At 60.7% G+C, this 14,424-nt stretch carries 16 protein-coding genes; 3 read left to right on the top strand and 13 right to left on the bottom strand.

What is annotated here, in order from left to right; translation table 11 throughout:
- Positions 1–2 precede the first annotated feature (2 nt).
- The 9 genes from P3T24_RS23005 to P3T24_RS22965 all read right to left on the bottom strand — a co-directional run bounded on the left by P3T24_RS23005 (position 3) and on the right by P3T24_RS22965 (position 8,022).
- A complete protein-coding gene (locus tag P3T24_RS23005) occupies positions 3–1,589 on the bottom strand; it encodes a methyl-accepting chemotaxis protein (protein WP_429438087.1) in 1,587 nt (528 codons plus the stop codon).
- 121 nt (positions 1,590–1,710) lie between these two features.
- Complete coding sequence (locus P3T24_RS23000) at positions 1,711–2,352, bottom strand: DUF1109 domain-containing protein (RefSeq protein WP_429438084.1); 642 nt, start codon at positions 2,350–2,352, stop codon at positions 1,711–1,713.
- A gap of 45 nt (positions 2,353–2,397) precedes the next feature.
- The gene (locus tag P3T24_RS22995) at positions 2,398–2,841 is read right to left on the bottom strand and encodes a DoxX family protein (protein WP_429287161.1); all 444 of its coding nucleotides are present in this window, start codon (positions 2,839–2,841) and stop codon (positions 2,398–2,400) included.
- Positions 2,842–2,909: 68 nt separating this feature from the next.
- A complete protein-coding gene (locus tag P3T24_RS22990) occupies positions 2,910–3,689 on the bottom strand; it encodes an HvfC/BufC family peptide modification chaperone (RefSeq protein WP_429438081.1) in 780 nt (259 codons plus the stop codon).
- 129 nt (positions 3,690–3,818) lie between these two features.
- Entirely contained in the window at positions 3,819–4,130 is a 312-nt protein-coding gene (locus tag P3T24_RS22985; protein WP_074264537.1) for a BufA1 family periplasmic bufferin-type metallophore, read from the bottom strand.
- Positions 4,131–4,344: 214 nt separating this feature from the next.
- Positions 4,345–5,121, bottom strand: a complete 777-nt coding sequence (gene benD / locus P3T24_RS22980) for a benzoate diol dehydrogenase BenD (RefSeq protein ID WP_429438078.1) — start codon at positions 5,119–5,121, stop codon at positions 4,345–4,347.
- The gene (gene benC / locus P3T24_RS22975; protein ID WP_429438076.1) at positions 5,118–6,140 is read right to left on the bottom strand and encodes a benzoate 1,2-dioxygenase electron transfer component BenC; all 1,023 of its coding nucleotides are present in this window, start codon (positions 6,138–6,140) and stop codon (positions 5,118–5,120) included. Before benC ends, benD begins: the two co-directional genes overlap by 4 nt.
- Positions 6,141–6,178: 38 nt before the next feature.
- The gene (gene benB / locus P3T24_RS22970; protein WP_429405012.1) at positions 6,179–6,667 is read right to left on the bottom strand and encodes a benzoate 1,2-dioxygenase small subunit; all 489 of its coding nucleotides are present in this window, start codon (positions 6,665–6,667) and stop codon (positions 6,179–6,181) included.
- The gene (locus P3T24_RS22965; RefSeq protein ID WP_429438230.1) at positions 6,664–8,022 is read right to left on the bottom strand and encodes a Rieske 2Fe-2S domain-containing protein; all 1,359 of its coding nucleotides are present in this window, start codon (positions 8,020–8,022) and stop codon (positions 6,664–6,666) included. Before P3T24_RS22965 ends, benB begins: the two co-directional genes overlap by 4 nt.
- Before the next feature lie 212 nt (positions 8,023–8,234).
- Between P3T24_RS22965 and P3T24_RS22960 the strand changes: the two genes are divergently transcribed.
- A complete protein-coding gene (locus tag P3T24_RS22960) occupies positions 8,235–9,158 on the top strand; it encodes a LysR family transcriptional regulator (RefSeq protein ID WP_074264542.1) in 924 nt (307 codons plus the stop codon).
- Between the two features lie 25 nt (positions 9,159–9,183).
- Here P3T24_RS22960 and bufB read toward each other — a convergent pair whose 3' ends face one another.
- The 4 genes from bufB to P3T24_RS22940 form a co-directional block, all read right to left on the bottom strand.
- The gene (gene bufB, locus P3T24_RS22955) at positions 9,184–10,113 is read right to left on the bottom strand and encodes an MNIO family bufferin maturase (RefSeq protein WP_429438074.1); all 930 of its coding nucleotides are present in this window, start codon (positions 10,111–10,113) and stop codon (positions 9,184–9,186) included.
- Between the two features lie 41 nt (positions 10,114–10,154).
- Positions 10,155–10,466 (bottom strand): BufA1 family periplasmic bufferin-type metallophore, encoded by a 312-nt coding sequence (locus tag P3T24_RS22950; RefSeq protein ID WP_074264537.1) that lies wholly within the window; start codon positions 10,464–10,466, stop codon positions 10,155–10,157.
- Positions 10,467–10,656: 190 nt separating this feature from the next.
- Positions 10,657–11,298 (bottom strand): DUF1109 domain-containing protein, encoded by a 642-nt coding sequence (locus P3T24_RS22945; RefSeq protein WP_429438071.1) that lies wholly within the window; start codon positions 11,296–11,298, stop codon positions 10,657–10,659.
- Positions 11,295–11,846, bottom strand: a complete 552-nt coding sequence (locus P3T24_RS22940) for a sigma-70 family RNA polymerase sigma factor (RefSeq protein ID WP_429405019.1) — start codon at positions 11,844–11,846, stop codon at positions 11,295–11,297. Before P3T24_RS22940 ends, P3T24_RS22945 begins: the two co-directional genes overlap by 4 nt.
- Before the next feature lie 178 nt (positions 11,847–12,024).
- On the opposite strand from P3T24_RS22940, the gene P3T24_RS22935 reads away from it, so the two are divergent.
- Positions 12,025–12,627, top strand: coding sequence for a TetR/AcrR family transcriptional regulator (locus P3T24_RS22935; RefSeq protein ID WP_429438068.1), 603 nt, complete (start codon positions 12,025–12,027; stop codon positions 12,625–12,627).
- A gap of 179 nt (positions 12,628–12,806) precedes the next feature.
- Positions 12,807–14,048: an NAD(P)/FAD-dependent oxidoreductase gene (locus tag P3T24_RS22930; protein WP_429438065.1), complete on the top strand. Its 1,242-nt coding sequence runs from the start codon at positions 12,807–12,809 to the stop codon at positions 14,046–14,048.
- Positions 14,049–14,424: the final 376 nt, after the last annotated feature.

Genomic DNA, 14,424 nt, shown 5'->3' with positions numbered 1-14,424 from the left:
TGCTACGCGAGCGACGCGCTGTTCACCGCAGGCTCCGCTCCCAGCCTGAAGATCGACACGACCTCGCGCAGTGTGCTGGATTGCGCCGACACCGACTGCGCGGCGGCCGAAGCTTCTTCAACCAGCGCAGCGTTCTGCTGCGTCACCTGGTCCATCTGAGCCACGGCGATATTGACCTGTTCGATACCGGCATCCTGCTCTAGCGATGCCGCCGTAATCTCTCCCATCAGGTCGGAGACGCGCTTGACCGCCTGGACGACTTCGTCCATGGTCGCGCCAGCTTCGTTGACGAGATTCGAACCGGCCTTCACACGCTCGACCGAGTGTGTAATGAGCTCCTTGATCTCCTTGGCAGCATGGGCACTTCGTTGTGCGAGGGTCCGCACTTCTGCAGCGACGACGGCAAAACCGCGCCCCTGGTCCCCCGCACGCGCCGCCTCGACCGATGCGTTGAGTGCGAGGATGTTGGTCTGAAAGGCGATACCCTCGATCACCGCGATGATATCGGTCACCCTGGCCGAGCTTTCCGATATCGTCTGCATCGTGCCGATTACGCGGCCCATGACGTCGCCACCACGCTGCGCGATATCGGACGCGTTTGCCGCGAGCGCGTTGCCTTGCCGGGCGCTTTCGGTGTTTTGCCGGACGGTGGAAGCCAGTTCCTCCATGCTTGCCGCGGTTTCCTCGAGCGACGCAGCCTGTTCTTCGGTCCGCTGGCTCAGATCGGCATTGCCCGCTGCGATTTGCGCAGCGCCCGTCGCGATGCTGTCACTGCCCGAACGCACCTGGCCTACCAGTTCAGCGAGTCTTTCGTTCATATGTTTGAGCGCTCGCAGTAGCTGGCTCGTTTCGTCCTTGCCGCTCACTTCGATTTGCGAGGTGAGATCGCCTTGCGCGACCGTCTGGGCAATCTTCACGGACGAGCCAATGGGAACCGTAATGGAGCGGGTAATGACGAACGCAATCACGAGGCTCAACAGGATCGCTATTCCGGTCAGCGCGCCGGTAAACAGCGAGGCGCTGTGGAAGGCGTCCGCAGCCTGCTCACTGGAGTCGCTTGCGCCCTGACTGTTCAGGGCAATATCCTGCGCGATGAGTGCGGTGACCTTGCTGAATGCGCTCGAAGACTCGCCCCCGGCGAATGAGCGGGCGTCGCTGAAATGTTCATCTCCGCTGTCGGAGAGCTCGTTTAACCGTTTGTCCAGCGCTAGGTAGGAGGTCCATGCTGCCTTGATCTGGTTCGAGAGTTGCAGCTCCTCGGCAGATCCGACCACCGCCTCGTACTGGGGCCACACCTGCGAAAGTTCTTTCAGCGCGGTGTCGTGTTTCGACCGCTGCGACTGACGCTCGGCGGAACTGGTGGCGATCAGATAACTCAGGGAAGCCTGGCGGACCTCGTCGGCGAGCGCCCGGATATCGCCCAGCCGCTGGACACTGGGAAGGAGATCGGTTGCGAGCTCCTGCGTGCCGTCGTAAATGCGGGAAGCCTGCGCGAGTCCAAGCGCGCCTACGAGGCATAGCAGGGCGAGCGTCGCGCCAAATCCGATTCCAAGGCGAACGCCGATCCTGAGGTGACCAATAGCCTTCACGATTTATCCTTTGCGTATGGGCAGCAACAGGCGTTGACTCCTTGTCCGGTCAGCGCGTGCAACCCGTATTGATCTCGAGACCCGCTTTCCTGTGGCGTGGCCTGCCCTTAGGCTTGCCCGGCTACCACCGTAAGTAGAACGGAGCAAATACAGCACCCATGCCTGCGGTTAATACAACACCTAGTACGTACCAGATACCCCAGAACGGCACGGACATCTCCGAGGAATAAAGGCAATACACCAGCGAACCCTGCGCGCCGGCGAGCAGCCCAGCGCCGGCGCCCGCAAGCGCGAGGCGGGTCGGGGCCAGCCCCTTCATGGCGTGCATCGCGGCTGCAAGCGGAGGCAAGGAGAGCAGAACGATATTGGCCGTGGTGACTCGCCATGTTGTGCCCAGCATCAGTTCCAGCCGATAGCCGCGCGGAGTCGCGAGCAGCATGAACGAAGCAACGAGCAGCACAGCAACGAAGGGTAGCGCAACCGCGAACCACGCCAGCTTGACGGGTACGCCGGGGTGTCCAAGACGCCCGGCGAGTTTCAACGCGGTGATGAGTATCGCGACCGGAAACGCGAGTCTTATCCAGAACATCGTCGTCAACAGCAATTGCGGCATGTCGCTGCGGATGCCGTAAATGACCACCAGCAAAGCCGTGCTGCCGGCAAGACCCACGCTCAGCGACCGGTTGAGCCGTTTCGAAACGGCGTCCGGATCGATCGTCGTCAGACGCTCGGTCAGCCTGAGTATCAGATCTGAAGTTCTCATGGTGTCCAATGGAGAACAGCCCAACGATTCGATGAAAACTTCGGGTCAGGGCCTGAACGACCTGTCACCCAGCAGATAGTCGATGGATATGCGGCCGGGTCCCCAGGCGGCGATGGCCAGTGCCATGGCCACCCACGTGAGATGGATCGGCCAGCCTTCCGGGACGGTCAGTTCGATGATGCATGTCATCAGTATCAGGCCGGCGGCGGCGAACCGGGTTCCGAAGCCCAGCACGAGCAATACCGGGAACGTTACCTCGCCGCAGCCCGACAGGAACGCAAAAACCGCAGGGGCGGGAAACGGATAGGGGCCGCCAGGGAGATGCAACTGGAACTCCTGCGTGAACAGGTCGATTGCCGTGTCGTTCAGTTGCAGGAAGCCGTGCCACTTAAGGATGCCTGACTTCCAGAAAGGAACGGCGAGCGCAATCCGAAGCACGAACTGCACGAGCCACGGTTGCGCGAGATGTTGTATGAACCTCTTCGCCATGACAATCGCGGATATCACCGCACCTGGAAATGGCGGTTTTGCCTGTTGGGTGTCGGACGTCATTTGGGTCAATCTCCATGTTGGACGGCGGAAAATACGCCCGCCGAGATCATCCCTGCCAGGTTGGCATGGAGATCGAAGGAAGGGGCTTCTTCAAACGCAGACGTGACTGCTTCGCCGAGTGACTCGCCCGCGAGAAGAGCGATCAGGAACGCGGCACCTCCCGCCGGCAGGCGGGAGACGATGACGTCGTATCCCGGCCGCGTCACGAGCGCATCTTCAGGTTCGCTCGAATGCACCGCAGAAATAGGACCTTCAGTGCGATTCATCGCGAAGATGGCGACAGCGGGATAGACCGAACGCACGATCTGCGCCGCGGGATGCGGCCTGAAACGCAACCCGGCCAACGCCGCGGGTTCGATATTGCCGAACGCCTCGGTAGCGAGTGCCGGCAGGTCGGCCGCGTGATAGGCATCAAGCCACGCGCGCTCGATGCGCGCCGTGTCTGCAAGCCACGGCATGTCACGGGCGTATTCGTACGATTCGATGAACGCAGGAAAGTCGCGCCCATACTCGAACAGTAGCGGCGAAGCGGGTGGCGTCGCGCGGATATGGAAACGGGCCATGGCCCTGAAGAAGTCGACGCCGGTAATTCTCTGCGCAGCGGGGTAGACGGCGGCCAGTGCATCGATAAGGCTGACCGTCACGTTGTTGCGATAGACGTTATAGCGCTTGACCACACGCTTCCCCGCTGCGGCGACCAGGCCTTCAGGCGCCGCGATCGCTGGGTCAATCAGTCCCGGTGCAAACTCTGCGGCGTACCGGAGCGAACGGTTTTCAGGCTGCATGGCTGAGCTCCTGCGCAGTAGCATGCGTACGGGGACGGCGGCCGCGCCCGTCGGGTCCGAGATGCGTCGTTCGGGTGAAATCGGTCATGGCCGCCTCCTGTCCTGTGCTGGCTTTTGCGGTCTGGAGGATCAGGACTTCAGCGGAGTCAGCGAGCCGTGGCCGCCACCGGGCACCTGGATATTCGTGCAGGTGCCGCCCTGAACGAACTTCCATGAGTTGCCCTGGAAATCCATCGCGGACGTACCCTGACAGGTGGTACCGGGACCGGCGGCGCAGTCGTTCTGACCTTTCAGGGCGACGCCGTAGCACTTTTCCTTGTGAGCGGCGACAGCGGCGCTAGCTTCCGCACTGGTGAGCGGTGCTGCATGGGCGGCCGAAGCGAGCAGGCTTGCGACGACGCCGGCGAGCAGGGTGGAGCTGACAGTGGCTTTGGCGGACATGGAAATTCTCCAGAAGTTGAAATAGAGGAGTACCCGTGCTGGATACGTCATCTAATTCGTGATCTGGAGGTGTCCGGTTACAGGGAAAATTTATTTTTTTGCATTCGGCGCTACGGCGCTACGGCGCTACGGTGCGACGAAAACAGGCGGCCCGATCAACGAGCCGGCAGAGCATTCCCGGTGCCGTTAGAGAAGACGGAAGTGCACCTGTCGGTCAGCCTGTATCGCCGCCCGCGACCGGCAGCACCGTACCGGTGATATAGCTCGCCTCGTCCGAAGCGAGAAACAGAATAGGCGCGACCTGTTCGTCGATGCTGCCGTAGCGCTTCAAAAAGGTCGAGTCGGTAACCTGCTTCACCGCATCGCCCATCCAGACTTTTTCCTGCTCGCTGTCGCCGGCCAGATTGCGAGGAACGCGCCGGGGAGGCGCGTCGGTCCCGCCAGGCGCAGTGGCGACGACGCGGATGTTGTGCTCCGCGTATTCCATTGCCAGCGACTGCGTCATCGCGTTGACACCACCCTTGGCCGCCGAATACGGCACGCGGCGGATACCCCGCGTGGCGTTCGATGAAACATTGACAATGGTTCCGCTACCGCGCGTAAGCAGGTGAGGCAGCACAGCATGGCAGGCGTACAGCGTCGGCATGAGCGAGCGGCGAATTTCCGCGTCAATCTGTGCGGGTTCGAACTCGGCGAACGGACGCATGCGAATCGCACCACCGACACCGTTGACCAGAATATCGATGCCGCCAAACTGCCGCGCCGCAAAAGCCATCGCAGATGCGGCGCCCTCATACGTTTCGAGGTCGGCAACGAATCCCGCCGTGTCAGCGCCGTTCGCTTCGGCGGCCACTTCGCAAACGAAGTCGGCGCGGTCGACGAACAGCACCTTGCCGCCCTCGGCGGCCGCACGAAGTGCCACAGCGCGACCAATGCCCTGGGCTGCGCCGGTGACCACCAGGACCTTGCCGGAAAATCGTTGCGTGCTCATGGGGTCCCCGGTGCTGCGTTCGGCGTGAACTTCTCGTAGTGGAAGCTGTTGGGCTTCAGCCCGTTGTCGTCGAAATACTTGCGGACTGCATCGACCATCGGCGGTGGCCCACACAGGTAGACGTCGACATCGCCATCGTTCAAGGCCTCTGCCGGGATGTGCTGCGTCACCCAGCCCTTGCGGGGATGGGCCGAGTCCGTGCTGGCCACGACGGTGCTGTAGGTGAAATTCGGCAACTTTTCCAGGTACGATTCAATGGCATCGACCTGCACCAGGTCGAGATCCCGCGTCGCGCCATAAATGAGGTGAACCTTCTGTTGCGTATCGGCGCGCGCCAGCACTTCCAGCATCGACAGAAACGGCGCCAGGCCCGTACCGCCGGCGAGGAACAACAACGGGCGCTGCACGGCACGCAGATAGAAACTGCCAAGCGGCCCGGTCAGCTCCACCTTGTTGCCTGGCTGTGCCGATTCGAGCCAGGTGCTCATCACGCCATTGGGGATCTTTTTGATCAGAAAACTGATTCTTGATTCACCGGGCGCCGACGAAAAGGAATACGAACGATGGAGGCCGCTGCCGGGAACATCGATATTGACGTACTGGCCCGGCAGAAATGCCGGTGCCGTTGCCTCCACCTCGAGTTCGAGAACGACGGCAGCATCGTTGTGCTGCTCGACCTTCGATACCGTCGCGGCGAACCGGCTCTGCCCGGTCTTGCAGGCATGGGACGACGCTGGCACCGCAATCACGCAGTCGCCTTGCGGCACCATCTGGCAGGTGAGGACGAGACCGCTGTTCTTCTCGTCGTCGCTCAGGGCGTCCTCGATATAATCGTCGCCCAGATCGTATTGGCCGCTTTCGGCGCGGCACTTGCAGGTGCCGCACACGCCATCGGAGCAATCCATCGGCAGGTTGATCCTCGCGCGAAAGGCCGCATCGAGCACCTTTTCGCCGGCATTGCATTCCACGAAACGGGTCACGCCGTCCTCGAAATTCAGGGCAATGTTGTAGCTGGACATGTTGTCTCCTTCATTTCCCACCCGTCCCGACATGCCAATCAAACGTGATAGATGTCGAGCACCTGGCGGATGTAGTCGTTTTTCAGCACGATTCTCTTGCTGGAAATCAGCAGGTCGTCATTGGCCTTTCGCAAGGTGACGAACATCGTGCCGAAAAAATGGTCGGTAGTTTTGTAGCGGTGATTGAGCGTGTTGAAGTTGTAGCGCACATCGACTTCATTGCCGCGTTCGGCCATCACTTCCACATTCGTCACGCTGTGGCTGGTGCGCGGTTCAGGCATCGATGCACCGCTGCGCTCGGTCTTGATGCGGAACACGCGGTCTTCAAGGCCACCCCGATCCGGGTAATACATCAGTGAGATCTGGCTCTCGTGGTCATCGGTAAGCTGGTCGTCGTCGTCCCATGCCGGCATCCAGTAGGAAACGTCCTCCGCGTAGCAGGCCAGCCACTCGTCCCACTGACGGTCATCGAGCAGACGCGCTTCACGGTACAGGGTGGCGCAGATTGTCTGGTAGTCGAAATTCATGTCAGCGCCTCCTCTTGCTCCTTCTTCAGTGCCTGGTTCATCGCTTGCACCCAGTATTCGTGCTGGCACACAAAGACCCCCTCGTCCTCACTACGCTCGCCTGAAACAAGCGGCTTGAGACCCATGCTCCGGGCATTCTCGTCCGGGCCGTCGACCCACAACGGCGCGCCGCGCGAAAGGTCGTTCCACAACGCAGCGGTCCCGGCATAACCGGCCTGGCACGCGCGAAATTCTTCGAGGTCATCTGCGGTGCCCATTCCCGTGACGTTGAAGAAGTCCTCGTACTGGCGGATCCGCGTAGCGCGTTCGGCAGCACTTTCACCCTTCGGCGCAAAACAGAAGATGGTGACTTCGGTCTTGTCCACGGCGAGCGGGCGCACTACGCGAATCTGCGTACTGAACTGGTCCATCAGAAACACGTTCGGATACAGGCACAGATTCCGGGTCTGGCCGACGATGAATTTCGCCTTCGCTTCACCGATGCGCGCCGCGATTTCTTCGCGATGCTGGTAGACGGGGCGCACTTCGGGATTCATCGTGTTGGTCCACAGCAGGATGTGGCCGTGTTCGAACCCGTACACGCCCGCTACCGATTTGCTCCAGCCGTTCGCATCCACTGCCTTGGTTCCATCGACCTTGCGCCGGTCCATCGTCGCGGCGTAGTTCCAGTGCACCGTGCTGACGTGGTAGCCGTCACAGCCGTTCTCCATTTGCATCTTCCAGTTACCGTCGTAGATGTACGAGGAGTTGCCGCGCAGTACTTCGAGTCCGTCTGGCGCCTGGTCGACGATCTGGTCGATGATGATCCTGGCCTCTCCGAGGTAGTCCTCCAGCGGCAAAACGTCCGCGTTAAGGCTGCCGAAAAGGAAGCCGCGATAGTTCTGAAAACGAGCGACTTTTTTCAGGTCATGCGAGCCATTGGTATTGAATTGCACCGGATATTCGGTGGTCTTCGCATCCTTCACCTTCAGCAGCTTGCCTGTATTGGAGAAACTCCAGCCGTGGAACGGACAGGTGAAGCTGCCTTTATTGCCATGCTTTCGTCTGCACAGCATCGCACCCTTGTGCGCGCAGGCGTTGATGACGGCGTGCAGTTCACCGCTCTTGTCGCGGGTGACAACCACGGGCTGACGGCCAATCCACGTGGTGTAGTAATCGTTGTGATTGGGAATCTGGCTTTCGTGCGCCAGGTACACCCAATTGTTCTCGAAGATGTGTTTCATCTCGAGCTCGAACAGATCGGCGTTGGTGAAGATGTCGCGCCGGCAACGGAATACGCCACTTCCTTTGTCCTCCTGAACAGCGGTGTGCAGCAGCTCATCCAGCTGTCTGGCTTTGTCAATGATGGCTGACATGTGTGCTCCTCTATGCGTGCTCCAGGCGAAGGACAATCTGGTTGTCCTTGCTCTGAATTTTTTTTGCCGGGTTAACCCTTGATGCAAGGTGACCCAGAATGCCTGAAAGGTATAATCGGGTTCCGAAACGCCCTGTAAATGCAGAATAATGGACGCCAAAAGGCACCGTCCAACACTGATTGGGTATCGGGCTATATCCTGGAGGTATAGAGATGGAGTTGCGACACCTTCGCTATTTCGTGGCCGTTGCCGAGGAGCGCAATTTCACGCGTGCGGCGCAGCGGCTGCATATCGCCCAGCCGCCATTGAGTCGTCAGATACAACAACTGGAAGAGATCCTTGGCGTGCAGCTATTCGAGCGCAACTCGCGTCCGCTGAAGCTGACGGAGACGGGCAAGTTCTTCTATTCCCACGCAGTGCAGGTGCTGGCTCAGACAGCCGAACTGGAATCCATGACGAGGCGCGTGGGCAACATCGAGCGCAGCCTTTCGGTCGGTTTTGTGGGTTCGACGTTGTATGGAATGCTGCCGAAAATCATCCGTCGCTTCCGCGACGAGAACACGACCGTCGAACTCAGTCTTCACGAGATGTCGACGATGGACCAGTTCAGAGCGCTGAAAGACGGCGTAATCGATATCGGATTTGGGCGTATCCGTCATGAGGATGCGAATATCCGCCGGGTGATTCTTCGTGAGGAGAAAATGATTGTGGCGCTGCCCGAGGGGCATCCACTTTCTCTCGTCAAGCCAGCCCTCGCGCTTGGAGATCTGGTCAACGAGACGCTGATTATTTTCCCCAAGGCGCCGCGACCCAGCTATGCAGACCAGGTGCTTTCGGCCTTCCACGACCGTGCGCTCAAGCCGCGCCGGATATACGAAGTACGGGAGCTACAAATTGCACTGGGTCTCGTAGCCGCGGGGGAAGGAATTGCTGTCGTTCCCAGCAGCGTATATGGCCTCAAGCGTGACGATGTGAGCTACAAGGAACTGGACGACCCCACGCTTGTATCACCAATCATAATGAGCATGCGTGCGCTGGACGAGTCGCGTGACATTCGGGAAATGCTCGAGCTTGTCTACCGGCTGTACGAGGAACAACAGATACCCCATGTACCGCGTACCGACTGGGGGCGGTAACGCGTACGAGAGGCACCGACGATTTTCAACCTCCATGGCAAGGCGCTTCCGCGAGTGACGTCTCGTGTTCGACGATGATTTGCCGGACGGTCATGGCCTGATCTCGCAACACGGGCCAGGCAGGAAGGTTGCTGTCCCATTCGATCAGCGTCGGCCTTGGTCCAGTACGCGATACGACATCCCTATACAGATTCCAGACGGGCTCAGAAATAGCGCGGTCGTGGCTATCTATCAGCAGCAGTTCGTTTTCGTCGTCGCGTTGCTCGCTATGTCCGGCCAGATGTATTTCGCCCACCCGATCAAACGGCAATTCGTCGAGATACGCCGCGGCTGAAAAGCCGTGATTGGTTGCCGAGACAAAAACGTTATTGATGTCCAGCAGCAAGCCGCAACCGGTGCGTTGAACGACGCTGCGGATGAAGTCGGTTTCGCTCATCGTCGAGGACGCGAAAGCGACATAGGTCGACGGATTCTCAAGAAGGATGGGGCGTTTGATCGCGTTCTGCACCTGCTCGATGTGTTCGCACACGTGCTCGAGCGTTTCTTTTGCGTACGGCAAAGGCAGCAGGTCGTTAAAAAACTGGCCGCCATGTGAGGACCATGCGAGGTGCTCCGACACCAGCGCGGGTTCGTAGCGTGCAACCAGATCGCGAAAGCGCGCGAGATGAGCCGCATCCAGCGCGCCAGGGCCGCCGATCGACATGCAGACACCGTGGATCGAGAGCGGATAGTGCTCGCGGATCGCAGCAAGCAGCCGATGCGGCGGACCGCCAGCCCCCATATAGTTTTCTGCGTGGACTTCGAAGAAGCCGTCTTTCAGTCCGTCCGCGAAAATATCGGCAAGATGTTCGTGCTTGAAACTGGTGCCGACAAGGTGCTGCGCGGCGGCCGGTGCATGGGGAGGACGGCCGCGCCCGTCGGGTCCGGGTTGCGTCGTTCGGGTGAAATCGGTCATGGCCGCCTCCTGTCCTGTTCTGGCTTTTGCGGTCGGGAGGATCAGGACTTCAGCGGAGTCAGCGAGCCGTGGCCGCCACCGGGCACCTGGATATTCGTGCAGGTGCCGCCCTGAACGAACTTCCAAGAGTTGCCCTGGAAATCCATCGCGGACGTACCCTGACAGGTGGTACCGGGACCGGCGGCGCAGTCGTTCTGACCTTTGAGCGCGACGCCGTAGCACTTTTCCTTGTGAGCGGCGACAGCGGCGCTAGCTTCCGCACTGGTGAGCGGTGCTGCATGGGCGGCCGAAGCGAGCAGGCTTGCGACAACGCCGGCGAGCAGGGTGGAGCTGACAGTGGCTTTGGCGGACATGGAAATTCTCCAGAAGTTGAAATAGAGGAGTACCCGTGCTGGATACGTCATCTAATTCGTGATCTGGAGATGTCCGGTTACAGGGGAAATTTATTTTTTTGCATTCGGCGCCAAGGCGCTACGGTACGACGAAAGCAGACGGCCCGATCAACGAGCCGGCAGAGCATTTCCAGGTGCCGATTACCGTCGCCTACCACCGAAGCAGTTTGGGGCCCAGAACGGCCCCGAGCGCGACTGGAAGCAGCATGCCGGCCACGTACCAGACGCTCCAGAACGCGGGGCTCATCTCGGGGCAATGAAAGCAGTACGCGACCGTGGCGGTCGAGCTCGCCAGCAGGCCAGAGATGGCGGCAGCCAATCGTAGCCGGGTGGGAGCCAGTCCCTTGACCGCCCAGAAGATGGCAATGAAACCCGGGACGGACAGCAGGAGGATATTGAACGGACAGGTGCGCCAGGTCTGCCCGAGTATCGCCGGCAAGCGGTATTGCGGCGCGATACTGACGACGACGACCATTGCGGCAATCCAGACGATGACCACTGGCGTCGCCATGACAGGCCATCCGGCTCCAATCCTGGCGCCGGGGCGCGCCAGCCGCACGGTCGCAACCAGGGCGCCGATTGCAATGCATAGCGGGAACGCGAGCTTTTCCCAGAAGATCGGGGTTTTGACGATGGCGCCCAGATCGGGGCGAATGCCAAATACCGTAGCCATCAATAGCGTCGCGCCAATAGCGGCGAGCGGCAGGGCGATGCCGAACCGACGGCCCGCAGTGCCACCTTTTACGGGCGTGATGCCGGTCGAGAGCAGTCCGACGAGATCATCCGTTCTCATGCGATTCTCCGGACGTATGTGGCCAGAGCCTTGAGCCCCCTGTGGATGCTGACCTTGACGGCCGACTCCGATAGCCCCGTCAACCGGGAGGCCTCCGCAACCGAAAGTCCTTGCAGCTTGACGTGCACGATCGAGAGCCGCTGCTTGTCCGGCAGGTGGTCCAGCAGTTTCCCGATATCGCGGCGGGCGTCGGCCGGTTCGTCGTCGACCTCGGCGAAAATGTCATCGTGCTCGTCAAGGGGCGTGTGCAACGACTCCCGTCGCGCACGCGTTCTGAAGAAATCCATAAGTTTATAACGCGCGATCGCGTGGACCCACGCGGTCAGCGGCTCATCCGGACGGTACGTATGACGTGCATTATGCACGGCTAGCAGGATTTCCTGGACGAGATCCTCGACGTCGTCGTGAAGTTGCGGAATCCGCTTGCGAAGAAAGCCTCGCAGGTGACGCGTCAGTTCGGACAGGAATGCGCGGTACTGCGATGCGTCGCCTGCAAGGCCCGCGACAAACAATGTTCTCAGACGCTCCTCTGCGGAGTACACGGTCATGATGTTCCTGTGCCTTGCGTTCTCAGGCCGCCAGATGGATGCGTGATGGCTGTGGTGTGATGGCAAAGGAGCTTTGCCATTACATCAGGTTATTTTAGATCGGATGATTTAGAATATCGCAATGTATGTGACGTTGCAATCGCGACCGGCGAGACGCGACACGATGGCTGGAGGGAGCATGGTCCGACCACGGGAATTCGATGAAAATGAGGTCCTCGATGCCGCCGCCCACCAGTTCTGGGTCTATGGCTACGAGGCGACCACTGTGCGGGATCTCGCGCAGTGCATGGGAATAACGGGGGCAAGTCTTTACAACGCGTTTGGGGACAAACGCTCGTTGTTCGAGCGGGCGTTGACACACTACATTGCAAGAAGCTTCGGCGACCGGGTGTCGAGATTCGAGGTCAACCTGCCGCCGCTCGATGCCATCAAGGCGTTCTTTCGGGAGATTGTCGAACGCTCGGTTAGCGACAGGGATCGTAAGGGATGCCTGCTGGTGAATTCGGCGCTCGAGGTCGCGCCACACGACGCGGGCTTTCAGGCGACGATCGCCAACGTGCTGGTGGCCGTAGAAGCGTTTTTCCAGCGCTGTGTGCACGCCGGCCAGCAGGCCGGCGAGATTTCGACTGCACAGTCCGCCGACGATCTTGCGCGGTTGCTGCTGGGCGTTCATCTCGGCATACGGGTGCTTGCCCGGACCAGGCCGGACCGTGCGCTGCTGGAGGGAGTCGTGCGGCCGGCGCTGGCGCTGCTCGAGGTTGGAGCGGCGAGCCGTCAATGAGCGGGGCGGGTCGCCGTTCCATGCCAGGAACGTTGGCAACGTAGTTGGCAGCACTCCGGCGCCTGAAACCGCGCGATCGATGAGATGCTTCATGTCCTCGAATACGGAGATGTTGTCGTTGACGCACAAGCGCGACATCATCGCGAAGCAGTGAGTGGCATGGCAATTGGAGCGAGCGGATGGATTTCGATGTGATCGTGCTGGGAGCCGGAATGGTTGGCGTGTCGAGCGCGCTGCATCTGCAGGATCGCGGACGCCGCGTGGCACTCGTCGACCGGCGCGGCCCGGGTGAGGAGACCAGCTTCGGCAATGCCGGGCTGATCGAAAGCTCATCCGTCGTGCCCTATGCCTTTCCACGCCATCCCGCTACGCTGCTGCGCTATCTGCGCAATCAATCGACGGACCTTTACTGGGACTATAAGGCGCTGCCGACGTTTGCGTCGTGGCTCGCGCGCTTCTGGTGGGAGTCGTCCCCGAGCCGCCTCGAAGCTGCTGCGCGTGACATGTTTCCGTTGATCCGGCGAAGCGTCGTCGAACACGATGCGTTGATCGCACGCGCAGGCCTTGCCAGCCTCGTGCATCACGGCGGCTGGCTCGAGGCATTCCGCACGGAGGCAGAATTTGAACGGCAATCCGAAGTAGCCGAAGCGAAAGCGCGTACCCATGGATTGCGCGTGACACCGCTCGATGCCGCCGCACTCCAGGCGCGCGAATGCGGTCTCGCACCGGGATTCAGTGGCGCGTTGCATTGGCAAGATCCGGCGAGCGTTGCCAACCCCGGCGCGTTGACGAAGGGCTACGCGCGACTGTTCGAGGAAGGTGGCGGCCAGCTTTTGACCGGCGAGGCGACCACGCTGCGCCAGCAGGCCGACGCATGGACCGTGCAGACATCGCAAGGCATGGTCAGCGCCAGGGAGGTTGTAGTAGCCCTCGGACCATGGTCCGACAAGATTTTCGCACCGCTCGGTTATCGCATACCGCTGCGGGCGAAGCGCGGTTATCACATGCATTACGAGCCCACCCGGGCGATGCTCTCCGTGCCGCTTGTCGACACGGAGAAAGGCTACGTGATCGCGCCCATGCAAGGACGCCTGCGGTTGACGACCGGCGTGGAGATCGCCCGACGTGAGGCGGCGCCGACGGGCATTCAACTGGGTCGGGCGGAGCACATTGCCCGACCCATCTTCGGCCTCGGCCAGCGGCTGGACAACGCGCCCTGGCTTGGCCTGCGTCCCTGTACGCCGGATATGCGGCCGGTTATCGGAGCTGCACCTCGTCATCGCGGGCTCTGGTTCTCGTTTGGCCACAACCATCACGGGTTGACACTCGGCCCCGTGTCAGGCCGCCTGCTGGCGGAAATGATGACGGGCGCAACGCCTGTTGCCGATCCCTATCCGTTTCGTCCCGAGCGATTCCGCTAGGCGACATAGAGGCAGCCGAGCCAGGAATGAGGGTGAGTTGCCTTTCTCCTGGCGACATGGCGGAGCCTGGTCCGGAAGTGCATCGCAAATAGTTAGCAACGCTAACCAGACCAGGAGGCCACCAGGGTATTGAACGTCTGAGCATTACGGCAATGGAAAAGATGACCCTCTCCAGCCACAGCGCAGCTATGGCGGCGGCGCTAAACACGGCATCTGCGCTTCCCTCTGCATTCCCCGGCGCCAGGGCGACAGGGGGCGTCACCAGCAGGACGGCTTTACCGATGCCAGCCAGCCCACCTTGTAAGGCCGCAGATCGAAAGTCACCGTCGTGACGCACTATGGTGGTCAGATATGCACGAAACCGGTCGCGCAAAGC

The sequence above is a fragment of the Paraburkholderia sp. GAS33 genome (genome assembly GCF_050436645.1).
GTDB lineage: Bacteria > Pseudomonadota > Gammaproteobacteria > Burkholderiales > Burkholderiaceae > Paraburkholderia > Paraburkholderia phenazinium_B.
Note: the sequence above shows the minus strand (reverse complement) of the source record. Positions and strands in the feature narration are given on the sequence as shown.